Genomic DNA, 17,645 nt, shown 5'->3' with positions numbered 1-17,645 from the left:
GTGAAGCGGATGAGCCCTGCGGCACGCGAATGGCTTGCAATCCCGTCCGGGGGCGCCAGATTGGGGGCATGAGCGACAAGACTTCCAGACCCTCGACGCCAGGCGTGATCGATGCCCGCACCGGACGAACCGTCGGCGTCTCCGGCGCGGCCGACATTTCCAGCTTCCTGAAGCGGGCTGCAGCCGTCGGCCCGCCCAAGGTGGCCGGCGAGCGCGGCCGGCTGATCTTCGCGCTGGACGCCACCGCCAGCCGGGAGCCGACCTGGTCGATGGCCCAGGAGATCCAGGGCGAGATGTTCAATGCCGCCGCCAGCGTCGGAATGCTGGATATCCAGCTCGTCTTCTTCCGGGGTGTCGGCGAGTGCCGCGCCTCCGGCTGGATCGCCGATTCGGCCCGCCTGAAGGAGTTGATGCGGAAGGTCAGTTGCCTCGGCGGCCAGACCCAGATCGGGCGCGTGCTCGACCATGCCATGGAGGAGGCCGCCGACAAGCGCATCCACGCCGTCGTCTTTGTCGGCGACGCCATGGAAGAGAGCCTCGACATGCTGTGCGGCAAGGCGGGCAAGCTCGCCTTCGCGAACATCCCGGTCTTCCTGTTCCAGGAGGGCGGCGATCCGGCTGCGTCCACGGGCTTTGCCGAAATCGCCCGCATCACGCGCGGCGCCCATGTGCGGTTCGACCCGGGGGCTGCGGCACAGCTGGCGGACTTGCTGAAGGCCGTGGCGATCTTCGCCTCGGGCGGACGGTTGGCCCTGACCGACGCTTCGGCGCGCGGGTCGCGCGGGGCGCAATTGCTGCTCGGCCGGATGACGTGATAGGCCGCGGCCATGACCTATTTCATCGCCGGCCTGATCGCGCTCATCGTCTTTTCCGGTGTCCTCAATCAGGTGATCAGCGCCAATCCCCGCTGGCTGTCGAAGCAGATGCGCCGGCTGGGGGGCATCGCCGTCATCGCCTTCGGCATCCTGCTGCTGGCCCGCGGGCGCTGGGAACTGGCCCTGCCGGCCTTTCTGGCGGGGGCCACGCTGCTCGGCATCGTGCCCGGACAGTCCATGCTCGGCGGCTGGGGACAGGCGGGCCAGCGCACGCCGCGTCAGACCTCGAAGGTCCGCTCCACCTTCATCGAGATGGAACTGGACATCGACACGGGTCAGATGACCGGGCGGTTTCTTGCCGGCTCTCTGGCCGGCCAGACGCTTGAGCAACTCCCCGTACCGCGGCTGATCCAGGCCTTCGCCGAGATCGACGCGGAGAGCGCCCAGCTCCTAGAGGCTTATCTTGACCGCCGGGAGCCCACCTGGCGTGAACACGCTCAGGGCAATGCGGGTGCGCGGCAGGCCGGCCCTGCGGCTTCGGGCGCGATGACGGAAGAGGAGGCCTACCAGATCCTTGGCCTTGAGGCGGGGGCGGACGAGGAGGCCATCCGCGGCGCGCACCGCTCGCTGATGAAGAAGCTGCACCCCGACCAGGGCGGCTCCACCTGGCTCGCTTCGCGCGTCAACCAGGCCAAGGATGTTCTGCTGGATCGCCATCGCCGGAACTCCTGAACGCATTTCCATCCGGGGTTGGTCTCTGTCATCCGTCAGTTGCGGATGACCATGCAGTCGAAGTCGCGGCTCTTCAGGGCCCGGCAGGCGGCATCGGCCGCCGTGCGGTCGAACCCTGCGAAGCGGGCGCGGACCAGGGTCATGCCGCGGGCTTCGACCGTTTCGGTATAGGGATCGGCAGCGCCGAGCTGGCGAACGCCCGTCTCGCGCGCTTCCCGGAGCGTGGCGACGGCCGCCTGCTCGGTCGGGAAGGCGCCGATCTGGATCGACCATTCGCCGCGGCGGCGCGTCGTGTCGGCGGCCGGGGCAGGCGCCACCACGGGGGTCGGCACCGCGCGCGGCGACACGGATGCGGTTGTCAGCTGCGAGGCGTTGATCTGACCGAGCACGCCGGGGCTCGGATTGGGATTGCCCGGCGCCGGAGCGGGCACGGAGCGGGCAGCCAGCGTGGCGGCCGCAACGGGCGCCGGCGCCTGTTCGGCCCGTATGATCTGGCGATGCGGCTGGGCGCTGGCGGTGGCTGGAGCGGCCGCCGAGGCGCCCGTCGAGGCGCCGCCGCGGGTCTGGCCGGCAGCAACGACGGCGACGGCCATGGGTGTGGCCGCGGCCGGCGGCGAGATCGGCAGTGGCGCGGTCACCTGCTCCCGGCGGCCGGGGACGGGGACCTGGGCCGAGGCGGTGATGCGCATCGGCGGACGGGCCTGTGCTACCTGCGCCGGTTCGCTGGCGCGGGCGATGACCGGCGCGGTGCGGGCCCCCGCATAGGCACGGGGGAACTGCAGCTCGATCAGTTGGCGCATGCGGGCATCGCGGGCGCCGCCCGTGCGGCCGCCCATGACGACGGCGACGAGCTGGCGCTCGCCGCGACGCGCCGAGGTGAGAAGGTTGAAGCCCGAGGCGCGGATATAGCCGGTCTTGATGCCGTCGACCCCGGCCACCCGGCCGAGCAGCCGGTTGTGATTGCGATAGTTCACTCCGCGATAGGCGAACGAATAAGTCTGGAAATAGCGCCATTGGCGCGGAAAGTGGTCCTGGATGGCCCGGCCGAGGGTTGCGAGATCGCGGGCCGTCGTCATCTGCCCGGCGTCCGGAAGACCGGAGGCGTTGCGGAAGGTGGTCCGCGACATGCCGATCGCACGGGCGCGCCGCGTCATGATCTGGGCAAAGCGTTCCTCGCTGCCGCCGATGTTCTCGGCGATGACCACGGCGACGTCATTGGCCGATTTGGTGACGAGGGCGCGGATCGCCTCCTCGACCGTGATGGTCGATCCGGGCCGCACGCCGACCTTGGAGGGCGGCTGCCGGGCGGCTTCGGCCGACACGGAGAGCGGCGACTGCAACGACAGGCGGCCGGATTCGATCTGCTCGAACAGCAGATAGAGTGTCATGACCTTGGTGATCGAGGCTGGAAAGCGCATGGAATCGGCGCTTTCGGCATGCAGCGTCTGGCCGGTCTTGGCGTCGATCACGATCGCCGCATAGGCCGGCGCATAGCCGCCGTGTCGGCGCGGCCTGGCCTCGGTGTCGGTTGCGGTAAGCGACATGACCGCCAGCGCGGCCATCCAGCATGCGACCTTCTGCGTCCGGCGCAACCCTTCGGTCCGGCCGGCGCCGTTCATCGTCGCCATTCCAACACCCCTGACTCAACCGCATGCGTCCGGGGCCGTCCTGGCATCCGGTGCGCGTCCCTGTCCCCGCGGCCGGGTGGGGCGGCATCAACCTCAGGGGGACGACCGACGGCCCGAAGGCCGCCGGCGACGCAACACCACTTCGGCGATACGCAGCCGTACTCGGCACGCCGTCCCCACCGAGGCGGGAACGTTGAAAAAGACGGTAACTTGAAGCGGTTGCCAGGACGTTAAACGTCGAGCCTCTCTGTTCGGCCAAATCTGGCGAGGCGCATGCAGGTCGTTGACGACGCTCATTGTGCGACGCACACTCCCGGACTGGCGCAATGCGGCAGAAAGGTTACCGGGCGACCCGCCCGGACCGCCGGGCGTCGAGAGGGGGACCCAATGGCGCAGTCGGTGGACGATCTTCAGCGGCTCGGGCGCGAGCGGCTCGACGTGATGGTGCAGAGCGCGACAGCCACAACCGCCAGCTATCGGAGCCTGGTGACCGAAACGGCCGAGGCGATGAAGCGATCAGTGGAGGAGGCGGCAACGACGGTCGAAAAGATGGCCGCCGTGCGGTCTCTCGACGCTCTCGTGGCGCTTCAGTCGGACTATGCGCGCGGCGCGGTCGAGACCGCCGTCATGCGCTGGACCCGCATGGCGGAACTCCAGTCGCAGATCGTCACGGCGATGGCCGCGCCCTTCCAGCCGATGGCCGTCACGCGACCCGCTGCCGAATGAGGGGGCGGGCCCGGCTTTGCAGCCGGACCCGCTTCTGAGCCCGATCAGCCCGCCTGCCGGGCCTCGACGTTTGCCTGGTTCCGTGACCGCCACAGCGAGAAGGCGACACCGGCACCGAGAATGCTGATCGTCACGGCCAGCGAAAACTCCGCCGGCACCTTGTCGATGCCCAGAAGGTCGGAGGCAAAGACCTTGCCGCCGATGAACACCAGCAGCACCGCCAGCGCCTGCTTCAGGTACTGGAAGCGGTGGATGATGGCGGCCAGCGCGAAATAGAGCGCGCGAAGGCCGAGGATCGCGAAGATGTTGGACGTGTAGACAATGTAGGGATCGGTGGTGATGGCGAAGATCGCCGGCACGGAATCGACCGCGAAGATCACGTCCGCCACCTCGATCATGACCAGCGCCAGGAACAGCGGCGTCGCGAACAGCGCGGCGCGGCCGGTCTTGCTGTCGGCAAGCCGCACGAAGAAGCGGTCGCCGTGCAGCCGGTCCGTCACCCGCATCCGCCCCTTGAGAAAACGCAGCAGCGGGTTGTCGGCGAGTTCGTGCTCGCTCTCGCCCCAGAACAGCATTTTCAGGCCGGTGAGCACCAGGAAGCCGGCGAAGATGTAGAGAATCCACGCATGGCTCGCCACCAGCGTGGCGCCGACGCCGATCATGATCCCGCGCAGCACGATCACGCCGAGAATGCCCCAGAACAGCACCCTGTGCTGGTACTCGCGCGGAATGGCGAAGAAGGCGAAGATGGTGGCGATGACGAAGATATTGTCGAGCGCCAGGCTCTTTTCCAGGAGGAAGCCGGTCAGATATTCCACGCCGGACTGGCGGCCGAGCCAGGTCCAGATGAATGCGCCGAAGGCCAGACCCAGCACGATGTAGAAGCCGGAGAGCATGAGGCTCTCGCGCACGCCGATCTCGCGGCGTCCGCGATTGAGCACGCCGAGATCGAAGGCGAGCAGCAGGCCGACGATGGTCAGGAAGGCGAGCCACATCCAGGCGGGCTTGCCGAGGAACGGCTGGTCGAGGACCAGCATCAGGTCGATGGGAAGCATGAAGAACCCTCTCGTGTTCGAGGGTGTTCAACGCCGATTCCAGCTTGGAACTTGCTTCGGACCCGGCATCGAGATCACCCGATGCGGTCCGACATCACGACTGTGTCGTCGTCAGAGGGGCCCGGCCCGCCCGTGTCCTTTCTCCAAACGGCGCCGAAAAGTCAAGACCGCCGCGATGACGTGGTCGTGAGGATGGCTGGGGGCGAACACGAGGCGCGACGCGGTCCGGCAAAAGGCGCGGCACCCTGATCGGTTCCGGAACGATCCGGCCTGGCAGACGTTGGATTCACAGGCGAAGGGGCAAACGTGTATTGGAGAATTTCATGAAGAAAACCATCATCGCATCAGCCTTCATCGTCGCTCTTTCAGGTGGCGCATGGGCCCAGGGTCCGGCCGATACGACCGGCTCTCGCCCCAACCCGTCGGCTGCGCAGACCACCGGCTCCATCCCGAACGCGCGCATGGAGGTGATCCGCAACTTCTGGACGACGGAGCGTCCGCGCGCGGTCGTGCTGCCCGACGGCATGACCATGTCGCGCGGGGCCATGGTGCCGCCGGCCGTCGAGCTGAACACGTTCCCGCAGACGGTCGACGCGCCCTATCGCTACGTCGTGGTCGGGAACCAGATGTATCTCGTGGACCCGGCCGACCGGCGCGTTGTCTACATCATGCAGCAGTAATCACGAACCGAACGTCTCGTGATGATGCCGCCGCACTCCGGTGCGGCGGCATTTCGCTTTTCTCGAGCGGCCTTGAACGCCTGCCTGCTGAGCCGGTCGGCGCTAGTTGGACAGCCGCAGGTTGCCGATCTCCGCCGCGATGCGCTGGAACACCGGTCCAAGGTCGGCCGCCGACTGGACGTCGTAGTACATGGTCGTCTGGCTGGCGCAGCGGCGCAGCAGCGCCGCGTCTCCGTTGATCACGCGGATCGTATAGAGCCGGATGCCGTTGGCTTTGGTGTTGGTGCAGGCCAGATCCGTGCGCGCGTCGATCGACGTGCCATTGGTCGACCAGCGGTTCTGGGTGTTGTCGCCATCGGTCAGCAGGATGATGATCCGCTCCAGGTCCGGCTCCTGGGCCAGCGTGCGGGCATTGGTCAGCGGCTGCGAGGGGGTCAGCATGTGCAGGCCCCAGGCAAGGCCGATGGTGACATTGGTGTTGCCGGACGGGTTCATGGCATCGATGCGGCCCTTGAGCGCCGTCCAGTCGGTGGTCAGCGGCATGATCGCGGCGAGCGACGTCTTGGTGCAGTTGCGCGCCGGAAACAGTGTGGCGGCCACCGCCGTGGTCGGCGTGGTGTCGGCCACGTCATGGCTCTGGTCGCGGTCGGTCACGCAGCCGGTCCAGCTGCTGGAATTGGTTCCCGAGCCGGAATAGGTCAGCCAGCTCTCGTTCCGGTAGGTGGTTCCCACCCGTACCTGCGTGTCGAAGGGAACGATGCCGATGCGCACGGCATCGGGACGGGTGGCGACCGAGGCCAGCATGTCGACCAGGTTTTTGGCGGCGCTCTTCAGCGCGGTCATCTTGCCGGAGGAGGACATCGAGCCGGTATTGTCGAGCACCAGCACCAGGTCGATCTTCTTGGTCCGCCACACCGCGCCGGCCTTGCCGGCGATCGACAGGTGCGAGCCGGTCAGGATGTTGGCCATCATCGGGTTGATCGTGCCCGAGCCGCTGACCCGCACGACGCCGCCTTCGATGACGGCGCCGATCTGGAGATTGAACATCTCGGTCGGGTTGACGTTGCCCTCGACATATTTGCGGGCGACCGTGCTGATGTCGGACGGCGCCTTGCCGTCGGCGACCATCCTGGCGACCATCAGCGCCGCGGCGTCGAGGGCGGCCTGAAGGCGCGCCTGCTGCTGGCTGAGCCGGCTGAGATCCACAGCCGCACAGATCATCATCATGATCGGATACATCGCGACGGCAAATGCCACTGCGATTGCGCCCCGTCGATCCTTTTGGAACTGACGAAAAAGACTCAGCATGAGGTGCCCCTGTTCTGCGACCGGGATCGAGAATAGAGACGAGCTGATAAGCAACCGGAATCCGACGAGATTCAATTAAGATAAGATAAACGGGACGTCATTTAGCCTTCGTTTACCAGCAAACTGCGAATTCGCGTGCTGGCACTAGGGAAGGGGACCTTACGTGAGCTGGCGTTACGTCAGGAGGACCCTCGTTGCTGCCGCAACGTCATCCTGACGCATCAGACTCTCGCCGACCAGCAGCGTGCGGATGCCCGCGCCGGCCAGCCGGGCGACGTCGGCGGGTGAGAAGATGCCGCTTTCGCCGACGACGATCCGGTCGGCCGGGATGCGCGGGGCCAGCCGCTCGCAGGTCGTCAGCGAAACCTCGAAGGTGCGCAGGTCTCGGTTGTTGATGCCCACCAGCGGCGAGGCGAGGCGCAGCGCCCGGTCGAGTTCGGCCTCGTCATGCACCTCCACCAGCGCATCCATGCCGTAGTCGCCGGCGGCCGCCACGAGGTCGGCCGCGAGCACGTCGTCGACCGAGGCCATGATGACCAGGATGCAGTCGGCGCCCCAGGCGCGGGCTTCCGCCACCTGATAGGTGTCGTGCATGAAGTCCTTGCGCAGAACCGGCAGGGCGGTGGCCGCGCGGGCTGCCGTCAGAAACTCCGGCGCGCCCTGGAAGGAGGGCGTGTCGGTCAGCACGGACAGGCAGGCCGCGCCACCGGCCTCATAGGCGCGCGCCAGAGCCGGCGGGTCGAAGTCGGGACGGATCAGCCCCTTGGAGGGGCTCGCCTTCTTGATCTCGGCGATCAGCGCGGTCTGCCCAGCCGCCAGCCTGGCGCGGATCGCGCCCGCAAACGGCCGCACCGGCGGGGCGGCCCTTGCGGCCGCCTCGACCTCGGCCAGCGGCCGCGCGCGCCGTGCCGCCGCGATCTCCTCGCGCTTGTAGGCCTCGATCCGTTTCAGCACGTCGACCATGGTTGCCTCAGGCCGCGTTCGAGACGGCGACGAGCCGGTCGAGCCGCGCGGCGGCGGCGCGGCTGTCGATGGCGGCCTCCGCCATCGCGAAGCCGTCCGGCAGGGTGGGCGCCTTGCCGGCCACCACCAGCGAGGCGCCGGCGTTGAGAGCCGCCACGTTGCGGTAGGCATTGCGCTCGCCGTCCAGAACCGCCCGCAGGGCCGCGGCGTTGAAGGCGGCATCGCCGCCCTTGAGTTCGCCCGGCCCGCACAGCGCCAGACCGACATCCGCCGGCGAGACCTCAAACTGGGTGACACGTCCCTGGTCGAGCTGGGCGACCATCGTCGGGCCGGTGCCAGTCACCTCGTCGAGACCGTCCGAGCCATGGACGACCCAGGCCCTGGCCGAGCCGAGATTGTTCAGCACCTCCGCCAGCGGGGCGACCCATTGCCCGGAGAAGACGCCAACCATCTGGCGCGTCACACCGGCCGGATTGGAGAGCGGACCGAGCAGGTTGAAGATGGTCCGGGTGCCGAGTTCCACGCGTGTCGGGCCGACGAACTTCATGGCCGGGTGATGGGCGGGTGCGAACATGAAGCCGATGCCGGCCTCGCGGATGCAGCGGGCGATCGCCTCCGGCCCGAGGTCGATCTTCACGCCGAGCGCCATCAGGCAGTCGGCCGCGCCCGAGCGCGAGGACAGCGCGCGGTTGCCATGCTTGGCGACCGGCACGCCGGCGCCGGCCACGATGAAGGCGGCACAAGTGGAAATGTTCAGCGAGTGCGAGGCATCGCCGCCGGTGCCGACCACGTCGATCGCATCGGCCGGCGCCTCGACCCGCACCATCTTGGCGCGCATGGTGGCGACCGCCGCGGTGATTTCCTCCACCGTTTCCCCGCGCACGCGCAGGGCCATCAGGAAGGCGCCGATCTGCGAGGGCGTGGCATCGCCGGACATGATCTGGTCGAAGGCCTGGCCGGCCTCCGTGCGCGTCAGCGGCTCGCCGGTGGCGACCTTGGCGATGAGAGTCCTGAACTGTTCCATCAGCGGCGCCCCTGGCTGCGGTTCCAATCGGCGGCAAGCCCGAGGAACGTGCCGATCATGCGGTGTCCGTGCTCGGAGGCAATGCTCTCGGGATGAAACTGCACCCCGTGGACCGGCCGCGCGCGATGCATCAGGCCCATGATGACGCCATCGGCCGTTTCGGCGGTGATGTCCAGGTCCTGCGGCCAGCCGTCCCGGTCGACCGTCAGCGAATGGTAGCGCGTCGCCTGGAAGGCGCCGTTGATGCCGCGGAACACGCTCTGCCCGGAATGGCGGATCTCGGAGAGCTTGCCATGCATCGGCACCGGGGCGCGCACAACCTTGCCGCCGAACACCTGGCCCATGGCCTGATGCCCGAGGCAGACGCCGAACATCGGGATGCGGGCGGAGGCCTTCTCGATCAGTTCCAGGCAGATGCCCGCCTCGTTGGGCGTGCAGGGGCCCGGCGAGAGCACGATGGCGTCGGGATCGCCGGCGATCACCTCATCCGCCGTGGTCTTGTCGTTGCGGATGACCGCGACCTCCGGCCGCGCGCCGTCGATCTCCTGCCTGCCGATATAATGGACGAGGTTCCAGGTGAAGCTGTCGTAATTGTCGATGAGGGTGATCTTCACTGGCCCCTCCCGGCGCGCGCAGCGGCCTTCACCGCCTCGTCGGCGGCCGAGAGCAGCGCCCTGGCCTTGTTGACGCACTCGGCCTGCTCCATCGCATTGACGCTGTCGGCAACGATGCCGGCGCCGGCCTGCACATACATCTGCCCGTCCTTGACCACCGCCGTGCGCAGCACGATGCAGGTGTCCATGGCGCCCGTCGCGGAGAAATAGCCGACGCAGCCGGCATAGAGGCCGCGCTTCTCCTTCTCCAGTTCGTCGATGATCTGCATGGCGCGCACCTTCGGCGCTCCCGACACCGTGCCCGCCGGGAACCCGGCCGCCATGGCATCGATCAGGTCGTGCTTCGGGTCGATGTCGCCCTCGACATTCGAGACGATGTGCATGACGTGCGAATAATGCTCGAGGAAGAAGCGGTCGGTGACGGTGACCGTGCCGATCTTGGCGACGCGCCCGACATCGTTGCGGCCAAGATCGAGCAGCATCAGATGCTCGGCGCGCTCCTTCGGATCGGCGAGCAGGTCCTCGCCGAGGCGCTTGTCGTCGGCCGGCGTCGCGCCCCTTGGGCGGGTGCCGGCGATCGGCCGGATGGTGACGCGGCCGTCGCGCACGCGAACGAGGATTTCGGGAGATGAGCCCGCAACCGAGAAGCCGTCGAAGGCCAGGTAATAGAGGAATGGCGAGGGGTTCACCCGTCTCAACGCCCGGTAGAGCGAGAAGGGCGGCAGGGTGAAGGGCGTGGAGAAGCGCTGCGACAGCACCACCTGGAAGATGTCGCCGGCGGCAATGTACTCCTTGGCCCGGTCGACCATGGCTGAATAATCCGCCTCGCTCGTGTTCGAGACGAGGCCGGCCATGATCTCGGCATGGTCGGGCAGGGGGGTCTGCTTGTCGATCGGCGTGTCGAGCGCATCGACCACCGCGATCAGCCGGTCCACCGCGCGGTCATAGGCCACTTTGGCGGTCTGGCCGGACTGCGGCCTGACCGGCGTGACCACGGTGATCTGGTCCTTCACCGCGTCGAAGACCAGCACCACCATCGGCCGGATGAACAGGGCGTCCGGCAGCCCCATCGGATCGGGCCTGACATGGGGCAGGTGCTCCATCTGCCGGACCATGTCGTAGCCGAGATAGCCGAACACGCCGGCCGCCATCGGCGGCAGGCTCTCGGGAATGTCGATCCGGCTCTCGGCCAGCAGCGTGCGCAGCGCGGTCAGCGGCGCCTCGGCCAGCGGCAGGAAGGCATTCCGGTCGGTCTGCGGCCGGCGGTTGATCTCCGCGACCTCGCCGCGGCAGCGCCAGATCAGGTCCGGGTCGAGCCCCAGGATCGAATAGCGGCCCTTGATGGCGCCGCCCTCGACCGATTCGAGCAGGAAGGCATTGGTCCTGGTGCCGGCGATCTTCAGATAGGCCGAGACGGGGGTCTCGAGATCGGAAACGAGCGTCGTCCACACCACCTGCGGCCGCCCCGCCGCATGTACGGTGGAGAAGGCCTCGAAGGAAGGCTCGATCTGCATGGGAAAGCCTCGCTTGGGCTAGCGGGTCTCGCCGCCACCCACGGCCCGGCTCAGCAGCGTCTGGTTCACACTCGTGCCAAAGTCGCGCTGGAGCTGGGAGATATACTGTTCGAGAACGTCGTTCTCGATGGATGAAACGAGCTGGTCGCGCGTGCGCTGGTCGAGCGTGGCATTGGCCGGCACCTCGACCGTCTCCGTCACGAAGACGATGCGGTCGATGCCGTCCTGCCCCGCAGCCTGGCCCGCCTTGCCCTTCGCGGTCGCGAACAGCGCGGCGACGGTGCCTGCGGCCCAGTCGCCCTCGGTCGCGGTGCGCAGCAGTTCGGGTGACTGCTTGACCTCGAGCCCGAGCGGGGCGGCCAGTTCCGCCAGCGTCTTGCCGCCATTGATGGCGGCGACCATCTCCTCAGCCGCTTTGGCAATGCGGCTCTTCACCTCGTCCTCACGCCATCGGGCCTCGACGCGGTCGCGGACCTCATCCAGCGTGCGGTCGCGCGCGGGCGTGATGCCGGCGACCTCGAACCAGATGAAGGCGCCGGTCTGGCGAACCTGCACCGGTTCGTTCTCCAGCCCGATATCGGCACGGAAGGCGCCCGGCAGGAACTCTGCGGCGCCGACCAGATTGAGCAGCGTGTCGGCAGGGTCGCGACCCTGGACATCCACCGCCTCGATCGTCTGGGCGGTCACGCCCACCTTCGTGGCAATATCGGTCAGCGGCAGGCCGGTCGCCCGCTCGCGCTCGATCCGGTCGTGCAGCTCGTTCACGGCCGTGCGGGCCATCGAACGGGCCAGCGTCAGCCGCGCCTCCTCGCGGGCGCGGCCCTCGTCGAAGGGCTCGACACGGGTGACGCGCAGCAGGAAGGTGCCGAAGGTTCCGGTCACCGGCTCGCTGACGGCGCCCTCGGCGAGGGCGAAGGCGGCATCCCTGACGACCGTGTCGCTGACCTGCGCCCGCGACAGCGTGCCCAGCGTCAGGTCGGTGTCGGAAATGTTCCGCTCCTTCGCCAGATCCTCGAAGGACAGGCCCTCGCCGAGCCGGCGGCGGGCCGCGGCGGCCTCGTCGGCATTGCCGAACCGGATCTGCTGGATGGTGCGCCGCTCGGCGGTCTCGCGCAGGCGCGCCACCTCCGCCTCGATCCGGTCGGCCGGCACCTGCTGGAACCCGGCCTGCTCTTCCGGCGTCAGGGTGACGACCACGAGCTTGCGATATTCCGGCGCGCGGAAGGTTGCCCGGTTGTCCTCGAAATATTTCTGGAGCGTCGCCGCATCCGGCGCGGGAATGTCGCCCACCGCGCGCGCGCCGAGCACGACATAGGCGGCCCGGCGCTTTTCCTGCTGGAAGCGGGCCAGCGACTCGATGATGGCATTGGGAGCCGTCAGCCGGTCGGACACCGCGCCGGCAATCTGCTGGCGCAGGGCAAGCCGCCGCTCATAGTCGATATAGGTCTGTTCGTTGAAGCCGAGCGACCGGACCCGGTCGAGGAACACGTTGCGGTCAAACTGCCCGGTCGGCCCGCGGAACGCCGGTGTGGTCAGGATGCGCGCGCGGATCGTGTCGTCGTCCACGCCGAGCCCGAGCTGGCGGGCCCGCTCGTCGAGGGTCGCGTCGGTCAGCAGTTGCGACAGCACGCGCCGGTCGACCCCGAACTGGCGGGCCTGGTCCGGCGTGACGCCGCGACCCAGCATCCGTCCGAAGTTCTGGACGTCGCGGTTATAGGCGGTCTGGAAGGCCTGGACGGTCACCTGCGTCTGGCCGACGGTGGCCAGGGTCGTCGATGTTCCACCCCGGAAAATGTCGCCCACGCCCCAGACGGCGAAGCTCAGCACGAGCAAAGCCATCAGGCCGATCAGGAGGAAACGCACGAATCCGCGCTCGAAGGCGCCGCGAATGCCGGTCAACATGCCGGTCGGTTCTCCACGTCACAGGGCTGCCGGACCTGTCGCAGGACCGGAAAAAAGTCGGCGGAGCATAGTGATCGCCCCCGCCAGGGGCAAGGTCGCCGGGTGGCGCACCGGGCGGCCTTCTGCTAGTCACCCGGCCATTCGCGATCGGGAGAATGATCATGGCGCCTCGGCCCCTTGTCGCCGGCAACTGGAAGATGAACGGCAGCCGTGCGGCGCTGAAGGAACTGGCCGCCATGGCCGAGGGCTATGACGCCGCGCTGAGGGCGAAGGTCGATCTCATGATCTGCCCGCCGGCGCCGCTGGTCTTCCTCGCATCCGCCGCCGCGCTCGGGTCCCGCATCGCCATCGGCGGCCAGACCTGCCACCCCGAATCCTCCGGGGCCTTCACCGGCGAGGTCTCCGCCGCGATGCTGGCGGATGCCGGTGCCAGCGCGGTCATCGTCGGCCATTCCGAGCGGCGCCAGTACAACCGCGAAACCGACGCCGACGTGGCCGCCAGGGCCAAAGCGGCCATAGCGGAGGGCCTGACGGCGATCGTCTGCGTCGGCGAGACGCAGGCCGAGCGCGAGGCCGGAAAGGCGCTGGCCGTGGTTGCCCGCCAGCTTGGCCGTTCCGTGCCCGAGGGCGCGACGCCGCAGACCGTCATCGTCGCCTACGAACCGGTCTGGGCCATCGGCACCGGCCTGACCCCCACCACGGACGATGTCGCCGAGGTCCATGCCCTGATCCGCAAGCGGCTCGTCTCCCGCCATGGCAGGCAGGCCGCCGGCATCCGCCTCCTCTATGGCGGCTCGGTCAAGCCGGCCAATGCGAAGGACCTGATGGGTGTCGCCGATGTCGACGGCGCGCTGGTCGGCGGGGCAAGCCTGAAGGCCGCCGATTTCCTCGCCATCGCGGCGGCCTTCCGGTGAAACGGTAAAGGCCGGCCGGCTCACCCCCGGAGGGTAGGCAAGTCCCGGCCGATCGTGTAGAGACCCGCTTTCTTTCGCACAGGACCCGTCGCCGCCATGGAGACCGTCATCCTCGTCATCCACCTGATGATCGTGCTCGCACTGATCGTCGTGGTGCTGCTCCAGCGCTCCGAAGGGGGCGGCCTTGGCATGGGCGGGGGCGGCGGCAACTTCATGTCCTCGCGCGGATCCGCCAATGTGCTGACGCGCGCCACGGCCGTGCTGGCCGGTGCCTTCTTCCTGACCTCGATCACGCTGGCCATCATGGCGACGCAGGCGCGTGGCCCCCGCTCGCTGCTCGACCGGCCGGCGGGTGCGCCGACCGCGCCTGCTGCCCCCGCGGCGCCGGCCGTGCCGGCCTCGCCCGGCGTGCCCCAGGTGCCGCAGTCGGGCGGGCAGGGCGGCGGGACCGGCATGCTGGAGGGGCTTCGCGGCCTGTCGCAGCCGCCGCAGGCCCCGGCTGGCGGTTCGCCGCCGCCGCAGGCTCCGGCCGGCGGTTCGCAGCCCCCGGCGCCGCGGCCCTAGCGGCGGCGCGCCCAGGACCCGCAGTCCGGCCCTGCCGGAACGCGTCGGAACGAGGGCCGGGAAACCGGCCCTTCTCTTTTGTGGACCGGCCCTTCTCTCTTGTGGACAGCGTCTGGCGTGCAGCCGTCCCGCTACCCGAATCAGACATGCGGCCTTAAAGAGGAAGCCCCATGACGCGGTATATTTTCATCACCGGCGGCGTGGTCTCGTCCCTCGGAAAAGGTCTGGCTTCGGCGGCGCTCGGCGCGCTGCTGCAGGCGCGTGGCTACACGGTCCGGCTGCGCAAGCTCGACCCCTATCTCAATGTCGATCCGGGCACGATGAGCCCGACGCAGCACGGCGAGGTCTTCGTCACCGACGACGGTGCCGAGACCGATCTCGACCTCGGCCATTACGAGCGCTTCACCGGCCGTCCCTGCACGCGTGCCGACAACATCACCACCGGCCGCATCTATCAGGACATCATCACCAAGGAGCGGCGCGGCGACTATCTCGGCGCCACCATCCAGGTGATCCCCCACGTTACCGATGCCATCAAGGACTTCGTGCGCACGGGCAACGAGGGCTATGATTTCGTCCTCGTCGAGATCGGCGGCACGGTCGGCGATATCGAGGGCCTGCCCTTCTTCGAAGCCATCCGCCAGCTCGGCAACGAACTGCCCGAGGGCGACAGCATCTTCATCCACCTGACGCTGCTGCCCTACATCGCCTCGGCGGGCGAGTTGAAGACCAAGCCGACCCAGCACTCGGTGCAGGAACTGCGCTCGATCGGCATCGCGCCCGACATCCTGCTGTGCCGCTGCGACCGGCCGATCCCGGAGGGCGAGCGCAAGAAGCTGGCGCTGTTCTGCAACGTGCGGCCCTCGGCCGTCGTCGAGGCGCGCGATGCAGCCTCCATCTACGATGTGCCGCTCGCCTATCATCGCGCCGGCCTCGACGACGAGGTGCTGCGCGCCTTCGCCATCGACACGGCGCCCGAGCCGGACATGCGGCGCTGGGCGGACGTCTCCAACCGGGTCCACAATCCGGAAGGCGAGGTCAATATCGCGATCATCGGCAAGTACACGGGGCTGAAGGACGCCTACAAGTCGCTGATCGAGGCTCTGGCCCATGGCGGCATGGCCAATCGGGTCAAGGTCAATCTCGAGTGGATCGAGAGCGAGGTCTTCGAGCGCGAGGATCCCTCGCCCTATCTGCAGGACGTCCACGGCATCCTCGTGCCCGGCGGCTTCGGCCAGCGCGGGGCCGAGGGCAAGATCCGGGCGGCCCGCTTCGCCAGAGAGCGCAAGGTGCCCTATTTCGGCATCTGCTTCGGCATGCAGATGGCGGTGATCGAGGCGGCGCGGAACCTCGCCGGCATCGCCGGCGCCAATTCGACCGAGTTCGGCCCGACCCCCGAGCCGGTTGTCGGCCTCCTGACCGAATGGCTGAAGGGCAACGAACTGGTCAAGCGGAGCCAGGGCAGCGATCTCGGCGGCACCATGCGGCTCGGCGCCTTCACCGCCCATCTCAAGCCCGATTCGAAGATCGCCACGATCTACCGCTCCGACATGATTTCCGAACGCCACCGCCACCGCTACGAGGTCAATCTCGACTACCGGCAGCGGCTGGAGAGCAAGGGGCTCGTCTTCACCGGCCTGTCGCCGGACGGCGTGCTGCCCGAGACCATCGAATATCCGGACCATCCCTGGTTCATCGGCGTCCAGTATCATCCCGAGCTCAAGAGCCGGCCCTTCGACCCGCACCCGCTGTTCCGCTCGTTCATCGAGGCGGCGAAGGTGCAGTCGCGCCTCGTCTGATGCGGAAAGGCGCGCTGATCGTGGCCGCGGCGGTCCTGGCGGCTGCGGCGCTGATGGTCCAGGTCTGGCGCAGCGGCGGGGAGTGCGGCGCGGCGCCGGTCTGGCATTCGGTGGAGGCCTGCGCGGCCGCGGGCCATGCGGCCGGGCGCTGCCAGTCGATGTGGAACGAGGCGCAGGCCCTGCTCGCCCGCACCGGCCCGGTCTATAACGACCGCACGCCCTGCGAGGACCGCCACGGCACCTGCGAAGCCAGTCCGACGGCTGCCGGCTTCGTGCCGCGCGCGACCGGTTTCTGCCTTGCCGGGTCCGGAACCACCCGGATCATTCCGGTCGCCGGCCCGAGGTAGCCCGGAGCGGCGTGTCGGGTTAGCATTCCCTATCGTCAGAGGGGAATCGCCAAAATGATCGCGGACTATCTGTCGGGCTTTCCGGCCTTCATCGCCCATTTCGCCCTGGCGGCCTGCTTTCTCGCCCTGTTCGCGGTCATCTATACGCGCATCACCCGCCACAACGAGTTCGACCTCATGCGCGGTGGCAACATGGCCGCCGCCGTGGCGCTGGCGGGAAGCCTCATCGGCTTCTCGATCCCGCTGGCCGCCACGGTCGAATATTCGGAATCCATCCTCGACAATGCGCTGTGGGCCGGTGTGTCGCTGGTGGTGCAGGTTGGCATCTACTACATGGCGCGCATCTTCCTCGACGACCTGTCAGGCCGCATCGAACGCAGCGAGATCTCGGCCGGCATCTGGCTCGGCGCCGTGTCCATTGCCGGCGGCCAGCTGGTCGCGGCCTCCATGACGACGTGAGGGCCGGGCGGTGACCGGCAACAACCGGGGCGAGGGAAAGCAGCGCCGCAGGCTCGCCAAGCCGAAGGTGAGGGTGGATGCCCCCGCGGCCACCCCCCAGCGCAAGCGCTCGGCACTGTTGTCGCCGATCGGCATCGGCACCGCGGCCCTGCTCGGCGTCGGCGCGATCACGGCCACCAACGGCTTCGGCACCGGCCGCACCCGCACGGACTGCACGACCACGCAGATCGTCACGACCCAGATGCAATGCGAGGCCGTGGTTCCCGGCGAGCAGTGCCGGGTGGCCTTCAGCGGGGCGCCTGCCGCCGTCGGCCTGTCCCGCAGCGGTTCGGGCTCGTGGAGCATGCAGCCCCTCGGCATGTCGACGCCCGGACGCTACATCACGGCGACCGGACAGGTCTTTTCGGCCCGCCGGTCCTGCCCGACCACGCGATCGTCCAATTCCTTCTTCTGGACCGGCGGACGCGGTGGCTCGGCGCGTTCCGTCGGCTGGGGCAGCAGTTCGGGCCGGTCGGCCACGCAGAGCCAGGGGGTGACACGCAGCGGCTTCGGCTCGACCGGTCGCAGTTTCTCGTCCTCGTCGTCGCGATCGGGAGGCTGA

18 protein-coding genes are annotated in these 17,645 nt (G+C 68.4%); 10 read left to right on the top strand and 8 right to left on the bottom strand.

What is annotated here, in order from left to right:
- The first annotated feature begins 68 nt into the window (after positions 1–68).
- Both ACTIFS_RS17875 and ACTIFS_RS17870 read left to right on the top strand, forming a co-directional pair.
- Entirely contained in the window at positions 69–815 is a 747-nt protein-coding gene (locus ACTIFS_RS17875) for a VWA domain-containing protein (RefSeq protein WP_439575482.1), read from the top strand.
- Between the two features lie 12 nt (positions 816–827).
- Entirely contained in the window at positions 828–1,547 is a 720-nt protein-coding gene (locus ACTIFS_RS17870; protein WP_439575481.1) for a DnaJ domain-containing protein, read from the top strand.
- A 35-nt stretch (positions 1,548–1,582) separates the two neighbouring features.
- Here ACTIFS_RS17870 and ACTIFS_RS17865 read toward each other — a convergent pair whose 3' ends face one another.
- Positions 1,583–3,175, bottom strand: coding sequence for a serine hydrolase (locus ACTIFS_RS17865; protein WP_439575480.1), 1,593 nt, complete (start codon positions 3,173–3,175; stop codon positions 1,583–1,585).
- Positions 3,176–3,562: 387 nt separating this feature from the next.
- On the opposite strand from ACTIFS_RS17865, the gene ACTIFS_RS17860 reads away from it, so the two are divergent.
- Positions 3,563–3,901 carry a phasin family protein gene (locus tag ACTIFS_RS17860; RefSeq protein ID WP_439575479.1) on the top strand — a complete coding sequence of 113 codons (339 nt, stop codon included), beginning with the start codon at positions 3,563–3,565 and terminating at the stop codon, positions 3,899–3,901.
- Between the two features lie 44 nt (positions 3,902–3,945).
- Here the strand turns inward: ACTIFS_RS17860 and ACTIFS_RS17855 are convergent, their stop codons facing one another.
- Complete coding sequence (locus ACTIFS_RS17855) at positions 3,946–4,956, bottom strand: TerC family protein (RefSeq protein ID WP_439575478.1); 1,011 nt, start codon at positions 4,954–4,956, stop codon at positions 3,946–3,948.
- Between the two features lie 323 nt (positions 4,957–5,279).
- Here ACTIFS_RS17855 and ACTIFS_RS17850 point away from each other — a divergent pair, with 323 nt between their 5' ends.
- Positions 5,280–5,636 carry a DUF1236 domain-containing protein gene (locus tag ACTIFS_RS17850; protein ID WP_439575477.1) on the top strand — a complete coding sequence of 119 codons (357 nt, stop codon included), beginning with the start codon at positions 5,280–5,282 and terminating at the stop codon, positions 5,634–5,636.
- 102 nt (positions 5,637–5,738) lie between these two features.
- Here ACTIFS_RS17850 and ACTIFS_RS17845 read toward each other — a convergent pair whose 3' ends face one another.
- The 6 genes from ACTIFS_RS17845 to ACTIFS_RS17820 form a co-directional block, all read right to left on the bottom strand.
- Positions 5,739–6,944, bottom strand: a complete 1,206-nt coding sequence (locus tag ACTIFS_RS17845) for a vWA domain-containing protein (RefSeq protein ID WP_439575476.1) — start codon at positions 6,942–6,944, stop codon at positions 5,739–5,741.
- 174 nt (positions 6,945–7,118) lie between these two features.
- Complete coding sequence (gene trpC / locus ACTIFS_RS17840) at positions 7,119–7,907, bottom strand: indole-3-glycerol phosphate synthase TrpC (protein ID WP_439575475.1); 789 nt, start codon at positions 7,905–7,907, stop codon at positions 7,119–7,121.
- A 7-nt stretch (positions 7,908–7,914) separates the two neighbouring features.
- Positions 7,915–8,931, bottom strand: a complete 1,017-nt coding sequence (gene trpD / locus ACTIFS_RS17835) for an anthranilate phosphoribosyltransferase (protein WP_439575474.1) — start codon at positions 8,929–8,931, stop codon at positions 7,915–7,917.
- Positions 8,931–9,545 (bottom strand): anthranilate synthase component II, encoded by a 615-nt coding sequence (locus ACTIFS_RS17830; RefSeq protein ID WP_439575473.1) that lies wholly within the window; start codon positions 9,543–9,545, stop codon positions 8,931–8,933. Before ACTIFS_RS17830 ends, trpD begins: the two co-directional genes overlap by 1 nt.
- Positions 9,542–11,059 carry an anthranilate synthase component I gene (trpE, locus tag ACTIFS_RS17825; protein ID WP_439575472.1) on the bottom strand — a complete coding sequence of 506 codons (1,518 nt, stop codon included), beginning with the start codon at positions 11,057–11,059 and terminating at the stop codon, positions 9,542–9,544. The genes ACTIFS_RS17830 and trpE overlap by 4 nt, the downstream gene beginning before the upstream one ends.
- An 18-nt stretch (positions 11,060–11,077) precedes the next feature.
- Entirely contained in the window at positions 11,078–12,961 is a 1,884-nt protein-coding gene (locus ACTIFS_RS17820; RefSeq protein ID WP_439575471.1) for a SurA N-terminal domain-containing protein, read from the bottom strand.
- Positions 12,962–13,122: 161 nt separating this feature from the next.
- Between ACTIFS_RS17820 and tpiA the strand changes: the two genes are divergently transcribed.
- From tpiA to ACTIFS_RS17790, 6 genes are all read left to right on the top strand, one after another.
- Positions 13,123–13,875, top strand: coding sequence for a triose-phosphate isomerase (gene tpiA, locus ACTIFS_RS17815; protein WP_439575470.1), 753 nt, complete (start codon positions 13,123–13,125; stop codon positions 13,873–13,875).
- A gap of 96 nt (positions 13,876–13,971) precedes the next feature.
- On the top strand, positions 13,972–14,439 hold the full coding sequence (secG, locus tag ACTIFS_RS17810; protein ID WP_439575469.1) for a preprotein translocase subunit SecG: 468 nt from the start codon (positions 13,972–13,974) through the stop codon (positions 14,437–14,439).
- 170 nt (positions 14,440–14,609) lie between these two features.
- The gene (locus ACTIFS_RS17805; protein WP_439575468.1) at positions 14,610–16,238 is read left to right on the top strand and encodes a CTP synthase; all 1,629 of its coding nucleotides are present in this window, start codon (positions 14,610–14,612) and stop codon (positions 16,236–16,238) included.
- Between the two features lie 20 nt (positions 16,239–16,258).
- Positions 16,259–16,585 carry a DUF1190 domain-containing protein gene (locus ACTIFS_RS17800; RefSeq protein WP_439575467.1) on the top strand — a complete coding sequence of 109 codons (327 nt, stop codon included), beginning with the start codon at positions 16,259–16,261 and terminating at the stop codon, positions 16,583–16,585.
- 54 nt (positions 16,586–16,639) lie between these two features.
- Positions 16,640–17,044, top strand: a complete 405-nt coding sequence (locus ACTIFS_RS17795) for a DUF350 domain-containing protein (RefSeq protein ID WP_439575466.1) — start codon at positions 16,640–16,642, stop codon at positions 17,042–17,044.
- A gap of 10 nt (positions 17,045–17,054) precedes the next feature.
- Positions 17,055–17,645: a hypothetical protein gene (locus ACTIFS_RS17790; RefSeq protein ID WP_439575465.1), complete on the top strand. Its 591-nt coding sequence runs from the start codon at positions 17,055–17,057 to the stop codon at positions 17,643–17,645.

It is taken from the genome of Phreatobacter sp. (assembly GCF_051860605.1).
Taxonomy (GTDB): domain Bacteria; phylum Pseudomonadota; class Alphaproteobacteria; order Rhizobiales; family Phreatobacteraceae; genus Phreatobacter.
Note: the sequence above shows the minus strand (reverse complement) of the source record. Positions and strands in the feature narration are given on the sequence as shown.

Coding starts and splice junctions, on each gene's coding strand:
- trpD (WP_439575474.1), bottom strand. CDS start 8,931: ATGGAACAGTTCAGGACTCTCATCGCCAAGGTCGCCACCGGCGAGCCG.
- ACTIFS_RS17870 (WP_439575481.1), top strand. CDS start 828: ATGACCTATTTCATCGCCGGCCTGATCGCGCTCATCGTCTTTTCCGGT.
- ACTIFS_RS17820 (WP_439575471.1), bottom strand. CDS start 12,961: ATGTTGACCGGCATTCGCGGCGCCTTCGAGCGCGGATTCGTGCGTTTC.
- ACTIFS_RS17845 (WP_439575476.1), bottom strand. CDS start 6,944: ATGCTGAGTCTTTTTCGTCAGTTCCAAAAGGATCGACGGGGCGCAATC.
- ACTIFS_RS17855 (WP_439575478.1), bottom strand. CDS start 4,956: ATGCTTCCCATCGACCTGATGCTGGTCCTCGACCAGCCGTTCCTCGGC.
- ACTIFS_RS17865 (WP_439575480.1), bottom strand. CDS start 3,175: ATGGCGACGATGAACGGCGCCGGCCGGACCGAAGGGTTGCGCCGGACG.
- ACTIFS_RS17875 (WP_439575482.1), top strand. CDS start 69: ATGAGCGACAAGACTTCCAGACCCTCGACGCCAGGCGTGATCGATGCC.
- ACTIFS_RS17860 (WP_439575479.1), top strand. CDS start 3,563: ATGGCGCAGTCGGTGGACGATCTTCAGCGGCTCGGGCGCGAGCGGCTC.
- secG (WP_439575469.1), top strand. CDS start 13,972: ATGGAGACCGTCATCCTCGTCATCCACCTGATGATCGTGCTCGCACTG.
- ACTIFS_RS17805 (WP_439575468.1), top strand. CDS start 14,610: ATGACGCGGTATATTTTCATCACCGGCGGCGTGGTCTCGTCCCTCGGA.
- trpE (WP_439575472.1), bottom strand. CDS start 11,059: ATGCAGATCGAGCCTTCCTTCGAGGCCTTCTCCACCGTACATGCGGCG.
- tpiA (WP_439575470.1), top strand. CDS start 13,123: ATGGCGCCTCGGCCCCTTGTCGCCGGCAACTGGAAGATGAACGGCAGC.
- ACTIFS_RS17850 (WP_439575477.1), top strand. CDS start 5,280: ATGAAGAAAACCATCATCGCATCAGCCTTCATCGTCGCTCTTTCAGGT.
- ACTIFS_RS17795 (WP_439575466.1), top strand. CDS start 16,640: ATGATCGCGGACTATCTGTCGGGCTTTCCGGCCTTCATCGCCCATTTC.
- trpC (WP_439575475.1), bottom strand. CDS start 7,907: ATGGTCGACGTGCTGAAACGGATCGAGGCCTACAAGCGCGAGGAGATC.